The organism is Phycisphaerae bacterium (assembly GCA_041652575.1).
Taxonomy (GTDB): domain Bacteria; phylum Planctomycetota; class Phycisphaerae; order Sedimentisphaerales; family UBA12454; genus UBA12454.
Window position 1 is genome coordinate 100,932 of the sequence record JBAZHC010000002.1, and the last position, 14,357, is coordinate 115,288.

The 14,357-nt window shown below is 45.9% G+C and carries 15 protein-coding genes; 5 read left to right on the plus strand and 10 right to left on the minus strand.

All coding sequences use genetic code 11. From position 1 onward, the window contains the following. Nucleotides 1–10: 10 nt before the first annotated feature. From WC496_02025 to WC496_02035, 3 genes are all read right to left on the minus strand, one after another. Nucleotides 11–1,198 carry a cofactor-independent phosphoglycerate mutase gene (locus tag WC496_02025; protein MFA5291795.1) on the minus strand — a complete coding sequence of 396 codons (1,188 nt, stop codon included), beginning with the start codon at nt 1,196–1,198 and terminating at the stop codon, nt 11–13. Further along, nucleotides 1,195–2,517, minus strand: a complete 1,323-nt coding sequence (locus WC496_02030) for a homoserine dehydrogenase (GenBank protein ID MFA5291796.1) — start codon at nt 2,515–2,517, stop codon at nt 1,195–1,197. The genes WC496_02025 and WC496_02030 overlap by 4 nt, the downstream gene beginning before the upstream one ends. Nucleotides 2,518–2,587: 70 nt before the next feature. After that, complete coding sequence (locus tag WC496_02035; protein MFA5291797.1) at nt 2,588–3,376, minus strand: RluA family pseudouridine synthase; 789 nt, start codon at nt 3,374–3,376, stop codon at nt 2,588–2,590. Nucleotides 3,377–3,538: 162 nt separating this feature from the next. On the opposite strand from WC496_02035, the gene WC496_02040 reads away from it, so the two are divergent. Next, a complete protein-coding gene (locus tag WC496_02040) occupies nt 3,539–5,020 on the plus strand; it encodes a Do family serine endopeptidase (GenBank protein ID MFA5291798.1) in 1,482 nt (493 codons plus the stop codon). 51 nt (nt 5,021–5,071) lie between these two features. Here the strand turns inward: WC496_02040 and WC496_02045 are convergent, their stop codons facing one another. From WC496_02045 to WC496_02075, 7 genes are read right to left on the minus strand one after another with little or no spacing between them, the layout of a single operon-like run. Continuing rightward, nucleotides 5,072–5,725 carry a hypothetical protein gene (locus tag WC496_02045; GenBank protein ID MFA5291799.1) on the minus strand — a complete coding sequence of 218 codons (654 nt, stop codon included), beginning with the start codon at nt 5,723–5,725 and terminating at the stop codon, nt 5,072–5,074. Nucleotides 5,726–5,744: 19 nt separating this feature from the next. Beyond that, nucleotides 5,745–6,776, minus strand: coding sequence for a flotillin-like protein FloA (gene floA, locus WC496_02050; protein ID MFA5291800.1), 1,032 nt, complete (start codon nt 6,774–6,776; stop codon nt 5,745–5,747). A gap of 15 nt (nt 6,777–6,791) precedes the next feature. Further along, the gene (locus WC496_02055; protein ID MFA5291801.1) at nt 6,792–7,286 is read right to left on the minus strand and encodes an NfeD family protein; all 495 of its coding nucleotides are present in this window, start codon (nt 7,284–7,286) and stop codon (nt 6,792–6,794) included. Between the two features lie 3 nt (nt 7,287–7,289). Beyond that, on the minus strand, nt 7,290–8,849 hold the full coding sequence (locus tag WC496_02060) for an NfeD family protein (GenBank protein ID MFA5291802.1): 1,560 nt from the start codon (nt 8,847–8,849) through the stop codon (nt 7,290–7,292). A gap of 45 nt (nt 8,850–8,894) precedes the next feature. Beyond that, entirely contained in the window at nt 8,895–10,001 is a 1,107-nt protein-coding gene (locus tag WC496_02065) for an aminotransferase class I/II-fold pyridoxal phosphate-dependent enzyme (protein ID MFA5291803.1), read from the minus strand. A 6-nt stretch (nt 10,002–10,007) separates the two neighbouring features. Then, nucleotides 10,008–10,331: a small basic protein gene (locus tag WC496_02070; protein MFA5291804.1), complete on the minus strand. Its 324-nt coding sequence runs from the start codon at nt 10,329–10,331 to the stop codon at nt 10,008–10,010. Nucleotides 10,332–10,350: 19 nt separating this feature from the next. Continuing rightward, entirely contained in the window at nt 10,351–11,163 is an 813-nt protein-coding gene (locus WC496_02075; protein MFA5291805.1) for a hypothetical protein, read from the minus strand. Nucleotides 11,164–11,518: 355 nt separating this feature from the next. Here WC496_02075 and rpmF point away from each other — a divergent pair, with 355 nt between their 5' ends. The 4 genes from rpmF (at nt 11,519) to WC496_02095 (ending at nt 14,257) form a co-directional block, all read left to right on the plus strand. Then, a complete protein-coding gene (gene rpmF, locus WC496_02080; protein MFA5291806.1) occupies nt 11,519–11,707 on the plus strand; it encodes a 50S ribosomal protein L32 in 189 nt (62 codons plus the stop codon). A 6-nt stretch (nt 11,708–11,713) separates the two neighbouring features. Further along, nucleotides 11,714–12,733, plus strand: coding sequence for a phosphate acyltransferase PlsX (plsX, locus tag WC496_02085; GenBank protein ID MFA5291807.1), 1,020 nt, complete (start codon nt 11,714–11,716; stop codon nt 12,731–12,733). Then, nucleotides 12,726–13,742: a beta-ketoacyl-ACP synthase III gene (locus tag WC496_02090; GenBank protein MFA5291808.1), complete on the plus strand. Its 1,017-nt coding sequence runs from the start codon at nt 12,726–12,728 to the stop codon at nt 13,740–13,742. The genes plsX and WC496_02090 overlap by 8 nt, the downstream gene beginning before the upstream one ends. 110 nt (nt 13,743–13,852) lie before the next feature. Further along, nucleotides 13,853–14,257, plus strand: coding sequence for a four helix bundle protein (locus WC496_02095; protein ID MFA5291809.1), 405 nt, complete (start codon nt 13,853–13,855; stop codon nt 14,255–14,257). Nucleotides 14,258–14,357 lie beyond the last annotated feature (100 nt).

Below are 14,357 nucleotides of genomic sequence, written 5' to 3' on the forward strand. Positions count from 1 at the left end.
TCTCTGAATGTTAACTCTTTAAAAAATATTCCATCAGTTCATAACCTTTTTCAATCTTCAGTCCCGACATAGCCGCGTACGCTTCGCTGAAGGGATTGTCCAATATGGGAGTAATTCCTGTTCCTGCCATCGCAAAAGGTACAGGCTGACCTGAATGCGCCTGCGATTTACACGGCGTCAGGTGGTCGGGCATTACAAGTATCCGCCAGCTTTCGTATTTTTGCAGGGCCTGATATACTGGACCGACTATATATCTGTCAATACGTTCCACAGCTTTTTTCTTCAATTCAGCATTTCCCGCGTGGCCCGCTTCGTCAGGGCCTTCGATATGTACAAGAACTATATCGTATTTATCGAAAGCTTTTATCGCGGCCTCTGCCTTGCCTTTGTAATTCGTATCCGCAAAACCCGTTGCTCCTTCTACCTTGATAAGGTCAAAGCCTATCAGTTTTGCAAGTCCTCTGACAAGGTCAACGGCCGTTATCGCTGCGCCTTTAATACCGAACCTGCTCTCGAAACTGTCCATCGCGGCCTTTTTGCCCTGACCCCAAAGCCAGATGGAACTTACTGGATTTTCGCCCAAATCGCGCCGAATTTTATTGATTTCGTGGTCGGCAAGAAGCTGTTTGGATTTTGCCATAAGGGTAACAATCAGCTCGGCGTTTTTGCCGCGGGGCAAATTCTTGGCTACCTGCTGACCTATTATGTCGTGCGGCGGTTCGGTATAAACGTCGAAGTCCATATCTTTTATTACGCAAATATGTCTGTAGCTGACGCCCGGGTAAAATTTGATGTTTTTACTGCCGAGCGCTTTGTTTAAATCTTCGATTATCTTTGCGCCTTCGGCGCTGGATATATGCCCGGCGCTGTGGTCGGCCATTTTTTCATCTGCGATTGTTACGAGGTTGCATCTGAATACCCAGTCTGTCGGCTCGAGCGGGATATTCATTGCGACGGCTTCTATCGGCGCTCTGCCGGTATAATATCTTTGTGCGTCATAGCCCAGCAGTCCCATTATCGCGACATCGCTGCCCGGAGACATTTTTTCCGGTATTGTACGAGCTAATCCTTCTCTGCCGGTCTGGCATATCTTGTCGATGTTTGGAATCTCGGCAGCTTCGAATATTGTCTTGCCGCCAAACTGCTCGATAGACTCATCGGCCGCTCCGTCAGGGATTATTATCGCGTACTTGGTCAATCGCTGTCCTCCGGTATATCGACTATTCTTATGCAGACCGGCTTATCTTTTACTATTTCAAGTTTTGCCAAATCTGCAAGTGCCGCTGTTATTCTTTTCTGCTGCGTTTGATGAGTTATCACAATAGCAGGTACCATATTATTGTGATTATGCTCTTCGTGCTGAAGAACACCTGAAAGACTTATCTCGTGATTAGCCAGTATCGTGCAGATTTGAGCGAACACGCCGGGCTTGTCTGAAACCTTGAGTTTTATATAAAACCTGCTGATGAGGTCGTCTATTTTGCCGAAAGAAGAATTAATTTTATTTCTCGGCTCAAGTGTCAGGTGTTTGAAAAGTTTTTTGGAATTGCCCATCGCCACTTCGATAATATCGGCTGCGACAGCCGAAGCGGTAGGCATCATACCTGCTCCGCGGCCGTAGAACATTACCTGACCCACTGCGTGGCCGAATACGCTCACGGCATTGAAGGGGCCGTCGACTCTCGCAAGTGCGTTCTCGCTGGATATAAAGGACGGATGAACACGCAGGAAAACTTTGCCGTCGCCGGTCTTTTGGCCGATTGCGAGAAGTTTCAGGGTATAGCCCATCTCTCTGCCGTAACGGATATCGACTATATCGATGTTTTCAATGCCTTCGACGAAAATGTCGCTGGGCAGAATTTCGCAGCCGAAACTTATTGACGCCAGAATCGCAAGCTTATGTGCGCTGTCGCCGCCGCTGATGTCAAGCGTGGGGTCCGCCTCGGCGTAGCCCTTATCCTGGGCCTGTTTCAGTGCCGCCTTAAAGCTCTCGTTCTTCTTTGTCATATTCGAGAGAATATAATTGCAGGTTCCGTTTACTATTCCGTAAATTGCCTTTATCCTGTTGGCCGCCAGTCCTGTTCTGATGGCTGAGATAATCGGTATTCCGCCGGCGCAGCTCGCTTCGAAAGCGATACACCTATCGGCTTTGTGCGCAGCGGCATAAAGTTCGTTGCCGTGCTCGGCCAGCAGTGCCTTATTGGCGGTAACGACATCTTTGCCGGCGGCGAGCATTTTCATCTGGATTTCTTTGGCAATCTTTGTCCCGCCGACAAGTTCGATTGCGATTTGAATGTCCTTGTCGTTAAGCAGGCTGTTTAAATCGCTGGTAAGAATTCCTGCAGGCAGTTTTACGGGCCGCTCTTTTTTCGTGTCAACGTCCACAACCCTGGTAAGCTCGAGTCTTATGCCGGTTCTTGCCTCGATGTAGTCTGAATCCTCAAGCAGAATCTTCGCAACTCCGCTGCCCACTGTGCCGAAGCCGACTATTCCTATTTTTATAGTTTTTTCAGACATTGTTCAATCCCTGTGAAAACAGCAAATTATCGTAAAAAGGCCGAATAGGCAAGAAAAATCAAGTTGTTGTTCAGATATTCAGCAGCAGAGGCTCAGCGTTCAAAAGTTTCTGAAAATTCTGGTCATTTACAAATGCCGCAGGGCCTTTTGAGTTGTATTTGGTAAGCATTTTAATTGCCGCCTTGAACTTTCTTTCGAGCGGAGCGATAAGATTCAGGTTCTCCGTTTCCAGCTGGTACGCGCAGAGGGTAAGCCTTTCTATCAGTGGAATTTCCTTTTCAGCGTTTCTGGAAAGTCTGTAGCCATGTTTGAAACTCGAAAGCATCAGCGGCTCATTTGACCCATAAAGCGGGTCGATGGTGAGCGGGAAGCCGGCGTGCTGAAAATGTACCCTTATCTGGTGAGTTCTGCCTGTTTGCGGCCGGACGGCAAGCAGGCTTACGCTCCCGAAATCGGCCAAAAGTTCCCATACGGTTTTGGAGTCTTTTCCGTTTTTAGCGTCAACTTCCATCTTTCGCGGGTCTTTTTTGCTTTCCGCGATAGGGGCGTCTATTTCGCCTGTTAAACCTTCAGGCGCCCCTGCCGCCAGAGCGAGATATGTTTTTTTGACCTTTGATTTCTCGAACAGGCCGCAATAATGAGTCTGTGCCTCTTTGTTTTTGGCCAGTATCATTATGCCGCTTGTATCCTTGTCCAGCCGATGAATAATCCTTAAATCATCTTCGTCGATTTCTTTGTGTAATACTTTGATAAGGTCGTCCAGACCGCTCCGGTCGTGCGTAACGCTCAGACCGGCCGGTTTGTTGACGGCGATAATATCCTTGTCCTGATAGATAATTTCTATTTTATTTGATGCCATAGTATGAATAAAATATACTATTTATGCTGATTTATCTACAATAACTGAACAAATTTTTGGTTATATCCGTAAATAATTAAATAAACTTTTCATAGCAATTCGGTTCTACTTTTAACAGATTTGCAAATTTTGTGTCTGTAAGTTTTTGAAAGGAAAAGAGTTATGAAGCACAGGAAAGCCCTCGCACTTATTTTAACCCTTGCAATTATTTTTGCCTCGGCTGCGATTTGTCCGGCCGAACCTGATAAAAAATCAGATATTGAAACCCTGCGGAATACCGGCGAAGTTTTTGCTGATATTGCCGCAAAGGTTGGCCCCGCGGTGGTTTTCGTAAGTGTTAAGCAGGAATATACCCAGCGGAGGCCGGATATGTTTTTTGGTGACCCGTTCGAGCAGTTTCAGAATGATGAATTTTTCCAAAGGTTTTTCGGCCGGCAGTTTCAGCAGCGGCGTCAGCAACAGCAGCAGCCTCGGGAAAGAAAACAAATCCGTCGTGGTCAGGGCTCAGGTTTTATAATCACAGCCGATGGTTATATTCTTACCAATAATCACGTTGTCAAGGACGCCAACGAAATAATGGTAAAACTTTCCGATGACAGGGAATTACCGGCAAAGGTAATCGGTACAGACCCCGAAACCGATGTCGCTGTAATTAAAATTGACGCTAACGATTTGCCGACAGTCGAAATGGGTGATTCGGATAAGCTTAAGGTAGGCGAGTGGGTGCTTGCAATCGGCAATCCGTTCGGCCTGAGTCATACGGTAACATCAGGTATAGTTTCGGCCAAGGGCAGAAGCGGCCTGAGGTTTGCCGATTCGGAACTGGCGTATCAGAATTTTATACAAACAGATGCCGCCATTAATTTCGGCAACTCCGGCGGACCTTTGATTAATATCGATGGACAAGTCATAGGAATCAATTCAGCGATATACAGCCAGAGCGGAGGTTATTCAGGTATTGGTTTTGCCATCCCAATCAATATGGCTAAATATGTCTATGAACAGCTTAAAGAGGGAGGAAAGGTCACTCGCGGCTATATAGGCATTTATGGTAAAAATGTCACTCCTGAAATGGCCGAACTGCTTGGCGCAAAAGGTCATAAAGGCGTAGTGGTTGATAATGTCGTAAAGGATAGTCCCGCCGAAAAGGCACAGCTTCAGCAGGGCGACATTATTATAAAGAAAGATGGAAAGAAAATTGACGACTGGGACAATTTCAGGAATGAAGTTGCAAAGATACAGCCTGGCACGAAAATAATACTTACTGTTATCAGGGACGGCAAAGAAAAGGATTTTACAGTTGAGCTTGAGGCCAGAAAGACAGAAACCGCTTCTGCCGAATCGCAGGAAGAATCAGCAGACAAACTCGGCATAACAGTGCAGGATTTGACGCCGGAAATTGCTCAGCAGTTTGGTTATAAAGATGAGCAGTCAGGCGTTATTGTAGCCGGGGTACAGGTCGGTTCGCCTGCTGAAGAGGCTCAGATTACTGTCGGAACACTAATACTTGAGGTTAATCGCCAAAAAGTACAGGATGCGGATAATTTCTGGGAACTGATTAAAAAAGCCGGAAATACTGTTCTGCTTTATGTTCAGCAAGAGGAATACTCGAGATATATAGTAATAAAACTCAGCGGAAAATAATCTCTAACATCAGGCCGGATGTTTATTTTAGAAACGTCCGGCCTGATAATTTTATCTCATCGAAACCGGCGGACCGAGAATTTCCTGATACAAAATCGCAGAACGCAGGTCCTGTGGAGAATTTAAATGTATCAGAATATTTCCAGTCTCACTTGTTTGTTTGCCGGATTTTACAGGCTGTTTCGCATGGCTGATATGACTTGCAGAAGGTGTTTCGGCAGCAGTCATATTTTGCTGCGGTACAGGTTTCGGTCTTTTGACCTCTGCCCGGCGAACAAGCCTTTGCACCGGAACGGGCTCGCTTTCAACTTTTTCTGCCATAATAGGCGGCGGTTCGGGTATGCCGAAAGCCGCCCTGATTTGTGTGATTTTTTCCGCTCTTAATTGTTCAATAGTTTTATAATCCCCGCGTGCAGGAACGTATTTCCCACGTCCGCCGGTCAGAGAAACAGGCCTTTGATGTTTTTCCTCATTCTGCCGGGGCTTTTGTTCCGCCATTGTTTTTGCACCGCTTATGCCGCGGACTATAGCCTTTAAGATGCTGAAGCCGACTATTGCCGCTATGACAACAAACTGTATCCAGACTTCGTTGCCTGGTTTTCCGGCTGCGAGCCCCGTTAGAGGCAAGGCGCTAAGGTCGCCTGACGACCACCAAAGATGTCCAGCCTCTAACGGGGCGAGTATATTTTCAAATAAGGAATACATTTATTCTCAGCTTAAAATTTTATTGTTCTTTTTTCGGCGGCTTTGAGATTGAATCTCTCATAGTCGTATCAGCCATAATATTTTTCATTTTATAATAGTCCATTATGCCCATATTGCCTTTTCTAAAAGCCTCGGCCATTGCAAGCGGCACCTCCGCTTCGGCAAGAACTACCTTCGCGTGATTTTCCTGAACCAGCGCTTTCATTTCCTGTTCGCGGGCAACGGCCATTGCACGGCGTTTTTCAGCCTCAGCCTGTGCCCTGGCAAGGTCTGCCTTGGCCTGGTCGGCCTGAAGCTTTGCGCCGATGTTATCGCCTACGTCGATATCTGCGATATCAATCGAGAGAATTTCAAATGCCGTACCGGCATCAAGGCTCTTGGCAAGAACCTGCTTGGAAATGTTATCGGGATTTTCAAGAACGCTTTTGTGAGATATCGCGCTGCCTATTGTTGTTACGATACCCTCGCCGACGCGTGCGATAATGGTTGGTTCTGTCGCACCGCCGATAAGACGCTGAAGGTTTGTACGAACCGTTACGCGTGCCTTTGCCCTTAGCTGGATACCGTCCTGAGAAACAGCGTCAATGGTTTCCCTGCCTTTTCCGGGATCAGGGCAGTCGATAACCTTTGGGTTAACCGAAGTCTGAACGGCATCGAGAATATCTCTGCCTGCAAGGTCGATTGCTGTGGCGACCTTGAAGGTCAAATTCAAATTTGCCCTGTCGGCGGCAATTAATGCACGAACGACGTTTTCAACTCGGCCGCCTGCAAGATAATGGCTTTCGAGGTCGCGGCGGGTCAAATCAAGACCTGCCTGAATCGCCATAATTCGTGCGCTGACGATTCTGCTGGCGTTAACCTTCCGCAGTGTCATTCCGATAAGTTCGCCGATTGCGACTGGTGCGCCGGACAATCTTGCCTGCAGCCACAGCCGGCCGTAAGCCAGTACCAGCAAACCGAAAATAAATATAAGTACCAGAATAATTATCAGGCCTATACCCGATACTGCCTTTGGCATTTCAGCAAGAATAAAGAGATTCGAGATTGTCATTTTAAAATCCTTTCATTAAGAATTTTCTATTTCCCTGACTGTTAATTGTGTACCTTCTACTTTTATAACCTCAACGGTTTTTCCTTTCTCAACATAACCGGTTTCTGCGACACATTCAAGTCTTGTTCCCGCAAAATCGCACATTCCTACCGGCCTGAGCATGGTTATCGCTTTGGCTTTTTGGCCCAAAAGGGCTTCGAGCTGGTCGGTGTCGGATATTGCGTCGCCTTTTTGTCTTTTGGGGCCGTCCAGTGAAACTGATTTGCCGAACCGGGTTTTCGGAAATATTTTATAAGCAAAGACCAGCGTGGCCGGTATCATAATCACAGCGACTATTATGCCGCACCAGCCGGCTGTGGGATTGAGCTTGAAGAAAATTACGATGCCGCCGATGAGCGAAGTAATGGCACAGAGAGTAATCAGGCCGAAACTGGGCACAAAAACTTCCGCTACGAGCAAAACGGCACAGAGCAAAAACAAAAAAATCGCTAAAAATATCCACCAGAACATTTTTTATTCCTCAATCTTCCTGACTACAACTTTATTGCCTTGAATTTGTATGATTTTTATTTTCTGACCTTTTTCGATGAATTCACCCTCGGCGACGACATCGACGACAGCATCTTCAAATCGTGCCTGACCTGCCGGCCTTAATTTTGTAATTGCGATTCCCATATTGCCGGCTTTCAGTTCGCCGCTCTTTTGCGGCGGGGCGGTTATATCCGCTTCCATTTTAGGCCCGGCCATGGCAGGAGCAAGGATAAGGCCTTTAAACGGGCCGGTCTTCGGCAGAAATTTGGCCAATATATAAGCTATGACAATAAAACCAATAAAACCAATCGAAAAGCCCCATGCACCGTTTGATAAAATCTGCCATTGAACGTCATTGAAATCGCTTTTTGGCCAGGGCAGTTCATCCGGTCTGTTTGGAATCAGGACTGCGAAAAGACCTATTATGATAAATAAAATTCCCAGTACGCCTGTTATGCCGAAGCCGGGAATAATAAAAATTTCAGTTGCCAGCAGGATAATGCCGATTGCGAAAACCGCGATTTCCCACCACGTCGCAAGGCCGGTCAGATACCTGCTGCCGAAAATTATCGCGAAACAAATCACCGCTACGAACCCAGGCAGACCAATGCCGGGCGTTTTCAATTCGATATAAATGCCGAGAAGCCCGACCATAAAAAGAATACCCGTAAGGGTGGGATGATTAAGCAGTCTGACAAGCTGTTCGGACCAGTTCGGTTCCAGCCGGATAATATTCGGTGAAAATTTTACGTTATCGCGAATCCCGAGAAAAGTCATCGCTTCATTTATATCGGTTGCCACCATTCTTGCGATGCCGTATTCCTGCGCTTTTGCCGCCGTAAGCGTCAGGATTTCATTTTCATTGTCTATGAGTTCTTTTGCTTTCAGGTCATAAAGACGGTTGTCTTTGGGCAGTTTTTCATCCTCATAGAATTCACAGAGTCCTGTTTTTGTGTTTTCTACCCGCCATACTTTTTTATGTCTGCTTACCATCGCCTCGAGCAGGGCGACAGGATAATTGTTAGCCTGTGCCGCTCGCTGGAACGTTGCTCGTACGAAGCTTTCCGTTTTTTCTCGTTCTACATCTCCCAAAGGCTCGCCGCCCATCTGGATTGGAGCGCAGTCGCCGATTGTGGTATTTTCCCTCATTATTATGTCTTGGCAGGAAACGCTTATCATCGCTCCGGCGCTTATTGCCTCGGTGTTAATATAGGCGACTGTCTTTGCTTTTTGCGATAGTTCAAGAATGAGATATTTTGATATATCGTCTGCGCTTTTGACAAGACCGCCGTAAGTTTCTATTTCAAGAATGATATAGTTTGCGCCCATTTCAAGAGCTGTATTTGCCCGCCGTTTTATGGAAGCGTACAGACCATCGTCAATCAGGCCGTTGCAGGTAATCACCGCAGCGGTTGCTTCGGGCAGGTCAACAGGAATGATAATGTTAGACTCGGCGGCAATAGCCGGCTCCGCCTTCGCTAAAACTTCGGTGGACAGGAAACAAACCACACATAACAGAAAAATGAAGAATTTTGTCTGCATACTATGATTTTATCCGCGCAAAGGCAGGCAGGCAAGAGGAATTTATCAGACGAGTTTTCTTAAAATATCGATGCCTTGCTTAATTTTGTCATTGGTCGTGGTATAGCAAAGACGGAAATGCGTGTTTTTTTCGCTGAAAACACAGCCGGGAATAATCAGCAGATTATTTTTAATCGCCTTTTCGACAAATTCGGTTCCTGTGCCTTTAGGAGACTTTATAAAGGTATAAAAAGCGCCGGCAGGCTTTATCATTTCGAATTTGTCCTTCAGGCCTTCGTACATAATGTCGCGTTTGGCTTTGTAGCCTGCGATAAGGTCGCTTATGTCATAATCAAGGGCCGCAAGTGCTGCTTGCTGGAATGGGGCAGGGGCACAGACAAAAGTATATTGCTGAATTTTCGTCATTTCCTCGATTATCGGTTTCAGATGCTGCGGTGCGGCTACATACGCCAGCCGCCAGCCGGTCATAGCGTAAGACTTGCTGAAACCTTTCATAAGAATTGTGTTTGGATAGATTGAAGCTATGCTCGGATATTCCGAGTCGTAGCAGAATTTATCATAAATCTCGTCAGAGAGAATCAGCGTTTCGTTTTTAGCGGCGATTTCAGCAAGCTGTTTAAGTTCGTTTTGCGAATAGACCGAGCCGGTAGGATTGCATGGTGAATTTATGACAATCAATTTTGTTTTGCTCGTGATTTTGTCGGTGATTTTTTCCGGATGTAGTCTGAAGTCAGGATACGTATCTATAAATACGCATTTTCCGCCGAGCAGATTTACGAGATGTTTATACATCACGAAATAGGGGTCAGGGATTATCACCTCGTCGCCGGGATTAATCAGGCTCATAAAAGCAAGCAGCAATCCGCCGCTGACGCCGCTGGCGAAAAGAACGGATGGATTTTGCCATTTGAACTGTGCGGTAATCTGTCCGGCTATTTTTGCACAAAGCGCCGGGTCACCGCCCGTTTGGGTGTATTTATTTTTGCCGTGTTTTATTGCATCAATAGCGACCTGCCTTAGCGGCTCGGGAACGTCGAAATCCGGCTGGCCGATTGAAAAATTAACCGGGTCCTTCATAGAAGCGGCAAGATTGAAAATTTTTCTTATGCCGCTCGCGTCTATAAGAGCCGTTCTGTCTGCAAGATACTTCACGGAAAACTATTTCTTTCCGCCTGCTGGTTTGGCTGCAGGGGCGGCTTTGCCCGCCGGAGCTGCTTTACCGGCTGGTGCGGCGCCTTTGCCTGCTGCGGCTGGTGCACCGGCTGCCGGTGCCGCTGCGCCTTCTACGGCTGCTGCTGCCTTCTTGGGCTCTTTCTTAACCGCGGCAACTTTCCTGTTGGCTACCTTGGCCAGACCGAAGAGGCTGTTGCCTTCTTCCCACTTTTCTTCGTCTTTGAGCCGTTTAAGTCTCTCTGTACGCGTAAGTACGTTACGGTGCCTTACAAGAGCACCTTTAAGTTTAAGTGAACGATCAATTGACATAGAAAAAACTCCTGAAAATTTAATTCATCTTCATAGCGTAAACATCCTGGAACGGCTTTGTTCCAAAGGATTCGAATCCCGAACCGGCAGGAGGCTTATAATTGGCCCCGACGGACATAATCTTTCTTTTCATTTCATATCCGTCTGTACCGGATTTATCGATACCATCAAAACGGTTCTGCGTTACCAGCAGGTAACGGGAACCTCTTTTTATTATTTCTGTCGCTATACCAAACTGAGCGAAATACTGTTTTACCGGCTCCAGATGAGAACTCAATGGATAGCTGGTTATTACAATAACATTATCGCCCATCGGCTCAACCATTTTGGGCGGATTTTGCGCCGTTACATTTCTTTCGGCTGCTGCCGGCTTTACTGAGTCAGGCACAATTTCGACAGGTCTGGATACTGTCGTTACCGGTTTGGAAACATTTGTTTCCGGCGACTTTCCTGGCGAATAAATCTGGCCCAGTCTGAAGAACACCATCAGTATCGCAAAAAAAGCCAGAACAGCTATTCCTGCGACCTGCCACGAAAAACACAACTCTATCCGGTCGGGATAAACTCTTACCGGTTTTGGCTTGCCGGTCCAGACGAATTCGGGCTTGTTTTTAACAGTATCTGTCTTAACGGCCTCTGCCTGCACTGGAACAGATACAGAAGCCGGAACAGGTTTTTCTACCTGTGAAACAGCTTCCGGTTTTTCTTCCTGCTGCTTTTGAATAGGTGCGTTTACTACGCCTATTCTTTCCAGAGCTTTTTGCTGCGCGTTTTTAAACCGCGTTTTATTTATAAGCTCATAAAGAGCAACATGTTTAAGATTTCGGGCCATATTTCCTCCCGATTTATCGGGATTACCGGCTTAATAATTATTTTGCCAAAACAATAGAGAGCAAGAGGATAACCTATTTTCAGGCATCTTTCAACAGGAAAAATTCGAGTTCCGCAGCTAATTCAGGCCTGTAAATGGGAAATTTTGAAATTTTCTTGACAATAGCGGTAATCTGAACTATTAAAACCTCTCAAGAATTTTGAATTAACTGGCGATTTTTTGCCGCAAAAGGCGATTTTACTCGCCCGATTATTGAAACAAAGAGCGATTTTGCCGCAGTTATCAGTGCCAAAAGCTGGTAATCAGGGGGATTGGTCTTTGTTGTTTTTTCCTATCCTTAACTGGAGTAAATCAGATGTTACCGGTAAAAAAGAAAAGTAAAACGAGAACAGGGTCTAAAAGAAGTCATCACGCGTTAAAAGCCGTGAATCTTTCGGTATGCAAAAAATGCAGCAGTCCGAAATTGCCCCATGCCGCCTGCGCCAACTGCGGATATGTTAATCCGAAAATCACTCTCAAGCTTGCCAAAAAAGAGGAGGCATAGCTAACAATGAGGATAGCTATTGACGCCATGGGTGGCGATTATGCACCTGATGAAATCCTCAACGGTGCTCTTGAGTCGATAGAGATACTCGACAAAGGCGATACTATAATTCTTCTCGGTCCCGCCGAAGTTATCGAATCCAAACTTGGAGCAAAGACCATCAGTAAATACGCTGATGTCATAAAAATCGTCAATGCGCCTGAAATTATAGGAATGGATGAATCGCCTGTTGACGCCCTCAGGAAAAAACGCAACAGCTCCATATCCATTATGACTAAACTTGCTGCCGACGGCGAGGCTGACGCGGTTATCTCTGCCGGCAACACCGGCGCCTGCGTCGCGGCCTGTCAAATGAGAATGCGAAACATCGAAGGAGTGCACAGACCCGGAATCGCTGTCGTTTTCCCGACTTTCGAGGGGCCTGTTACTATGTGCGATGTCGGCGCAAATATCGCCTGCAAGCCGATTAACTTTTATCAATACGCTGTAATGGCATCTATGTATTCGAGAAATCTCCTCGGCATCGAGAGCCCGCGAGTCGGAATTATGAGTATCGGCGAGGAAGAGGCCAAGGGAAATGAAATTGTAAAAAAAGCCAGGGAGCTTATCAGGAGCGACCCGAAAATCAATTTTATCGGCAATATTGAGGGCCGCGATATATTCAAAGGCAAATGCGATGTCGCGATATGCGACGGATTTGTCGGAAATGTAGTACTTAAGCTTACCGAAGGTCTGGTTGACGGCCTTTTCAAGGTTATAAAGCACGAAATTAAGCAGCAGTCATTTCTACTTGCACTGAAGTTCAAATCTGTAATGATGAAGATGTACCAGAAATACGATTACCACGAGTACGGCGGAGCGCTGCTGTTAGGCGTGAATGGTACATCGGTTATATGCCACGGCTCAAGCAAGGCCAGAACCATAAAAAATGCTGTTATAGCATCTCGAAAATTTCACAATATGGGAATAAACGCGAAAATTAAGGAATATCTGGCAACTACAACTGTTAAGGGCGCCGATGAGTAGCACAAAAACGAGTTTAGATTCCGCCTTTCGGGCTGTTATTGCGGGGACAGGTTCCTGCATACCCCAAAAGCAGCTTACAAACGAAGACCTTACAAAAATGGTCGATACCAACGATGAATGGATTACAACCAGGACCGGAATAAAGGTTCGTCATATTGCCGCTGAAAATGAAACAACGGCTACCCTGGCCTTTGAGGCCGCTAAGAAAGCAATTCAAAAGGCCGATATTGCTGCTGAAGATATTGAGATGATTATCGTGGCGACGATAACTCCCGAAATGGTATTTCCATCGACGGCCTGTTTCGTACAGAATATGCTCGGTGCGAAAAAAGCATGGGCTTTCGATATTTCAGCCGCCTGCAGCGGGTTTGTTTATGCACTTAGTATCGCGCAGAATTTCGTGATAAACGGAAGATACGACAATGTCCTTGTCATAGGCGTTGAAACGCTGAGCAAAATCACCAACTACAAGGACAGGGCAAGCTGTATCCTTTTCGGTGATGGAGCCGGCGCCGCTGTTATAAAAAGAGGCGATAAAAATGGTCCAAAGGGAATCTTCTACAGTACTTCAGGCTCGGACGGTTCAGGCTGGACTTCGTTAAATTGCCCCGCTTATGGAAGCAGACATCCTGTTGGAAAGCCGCTGGAGAATCCAGATTCTGTCTATATGCATATTAACGGCAGAGAAGTTTATCAGCTTGCGGTCAGGAAAATTATTGAAACCGTTGACGACTGCATGACAAATTGCGGCATATCTACAAGCGATGTGGATTTGTTTATTCCTCACCAGATGAACGCAAGAATAATTGAGTCTGTCGCGAAAAGGCTCGCTCTTGCCGACGAAAAGGTATTCATAAATATCGATAAATACGGCAACACCTCGGCAGCCTCTATACCCATCGCTCTTGACGAGTGCATGCAGCAGGGCAGAATTAAAAAGGGTGATATTGTTCTGTTTGTCGCTTTCGGCGGCGGGTTAACATGGGGCGCTAACGTAATTGAATTCTGATATAAAAATTAAATTGGTTTCGTTGTCGGTATGGGTATCGGTAACGTCACGTGAAACGGTAATTGGTGTTGGTAACCGGCGCAAATTTTTGGAGTTTGCAGGTTCAGGCGGTGGAACAGAAAAAATATAGCAGTTTTAATGACTTGGAGGTTTATCGTAACACCTCTCAGGTTGCTATTACAGTTATACAAAAAATACTTCCTAAACTGCCAAAGGAAGAAAAATTTGATTTGGATAGCCAGTTGCGACGTTCCGCAAAGGCTGTTCCTCGGCTTATTGCAGAAGCCTATTCCAAAAGATTTCAAAAAAAGGGTTATCAAAGTTTGTTAGATACAGCTACTGAAGAAAGTAACGAAAGTATGGTATCTCTAAGTCAGGTGAAAGATATTTATGGTATCGAGAAAGATATTTATAGTCAATTAATTGACCTTTACGATAAATCTTCTCGCCAGTTACAAAAGCTTGGTTTAGCATGGTCTAAGTTTGTGCCAAGAAAAACTAAAGATGATAATTAAATTTCGATTTTGGTTTAGGTGTTGGTAACATTACCGAAAACAACACCCATTAACGCGACATTACCGATACCGAGACCTATAACGATAACGAAAAATTAAT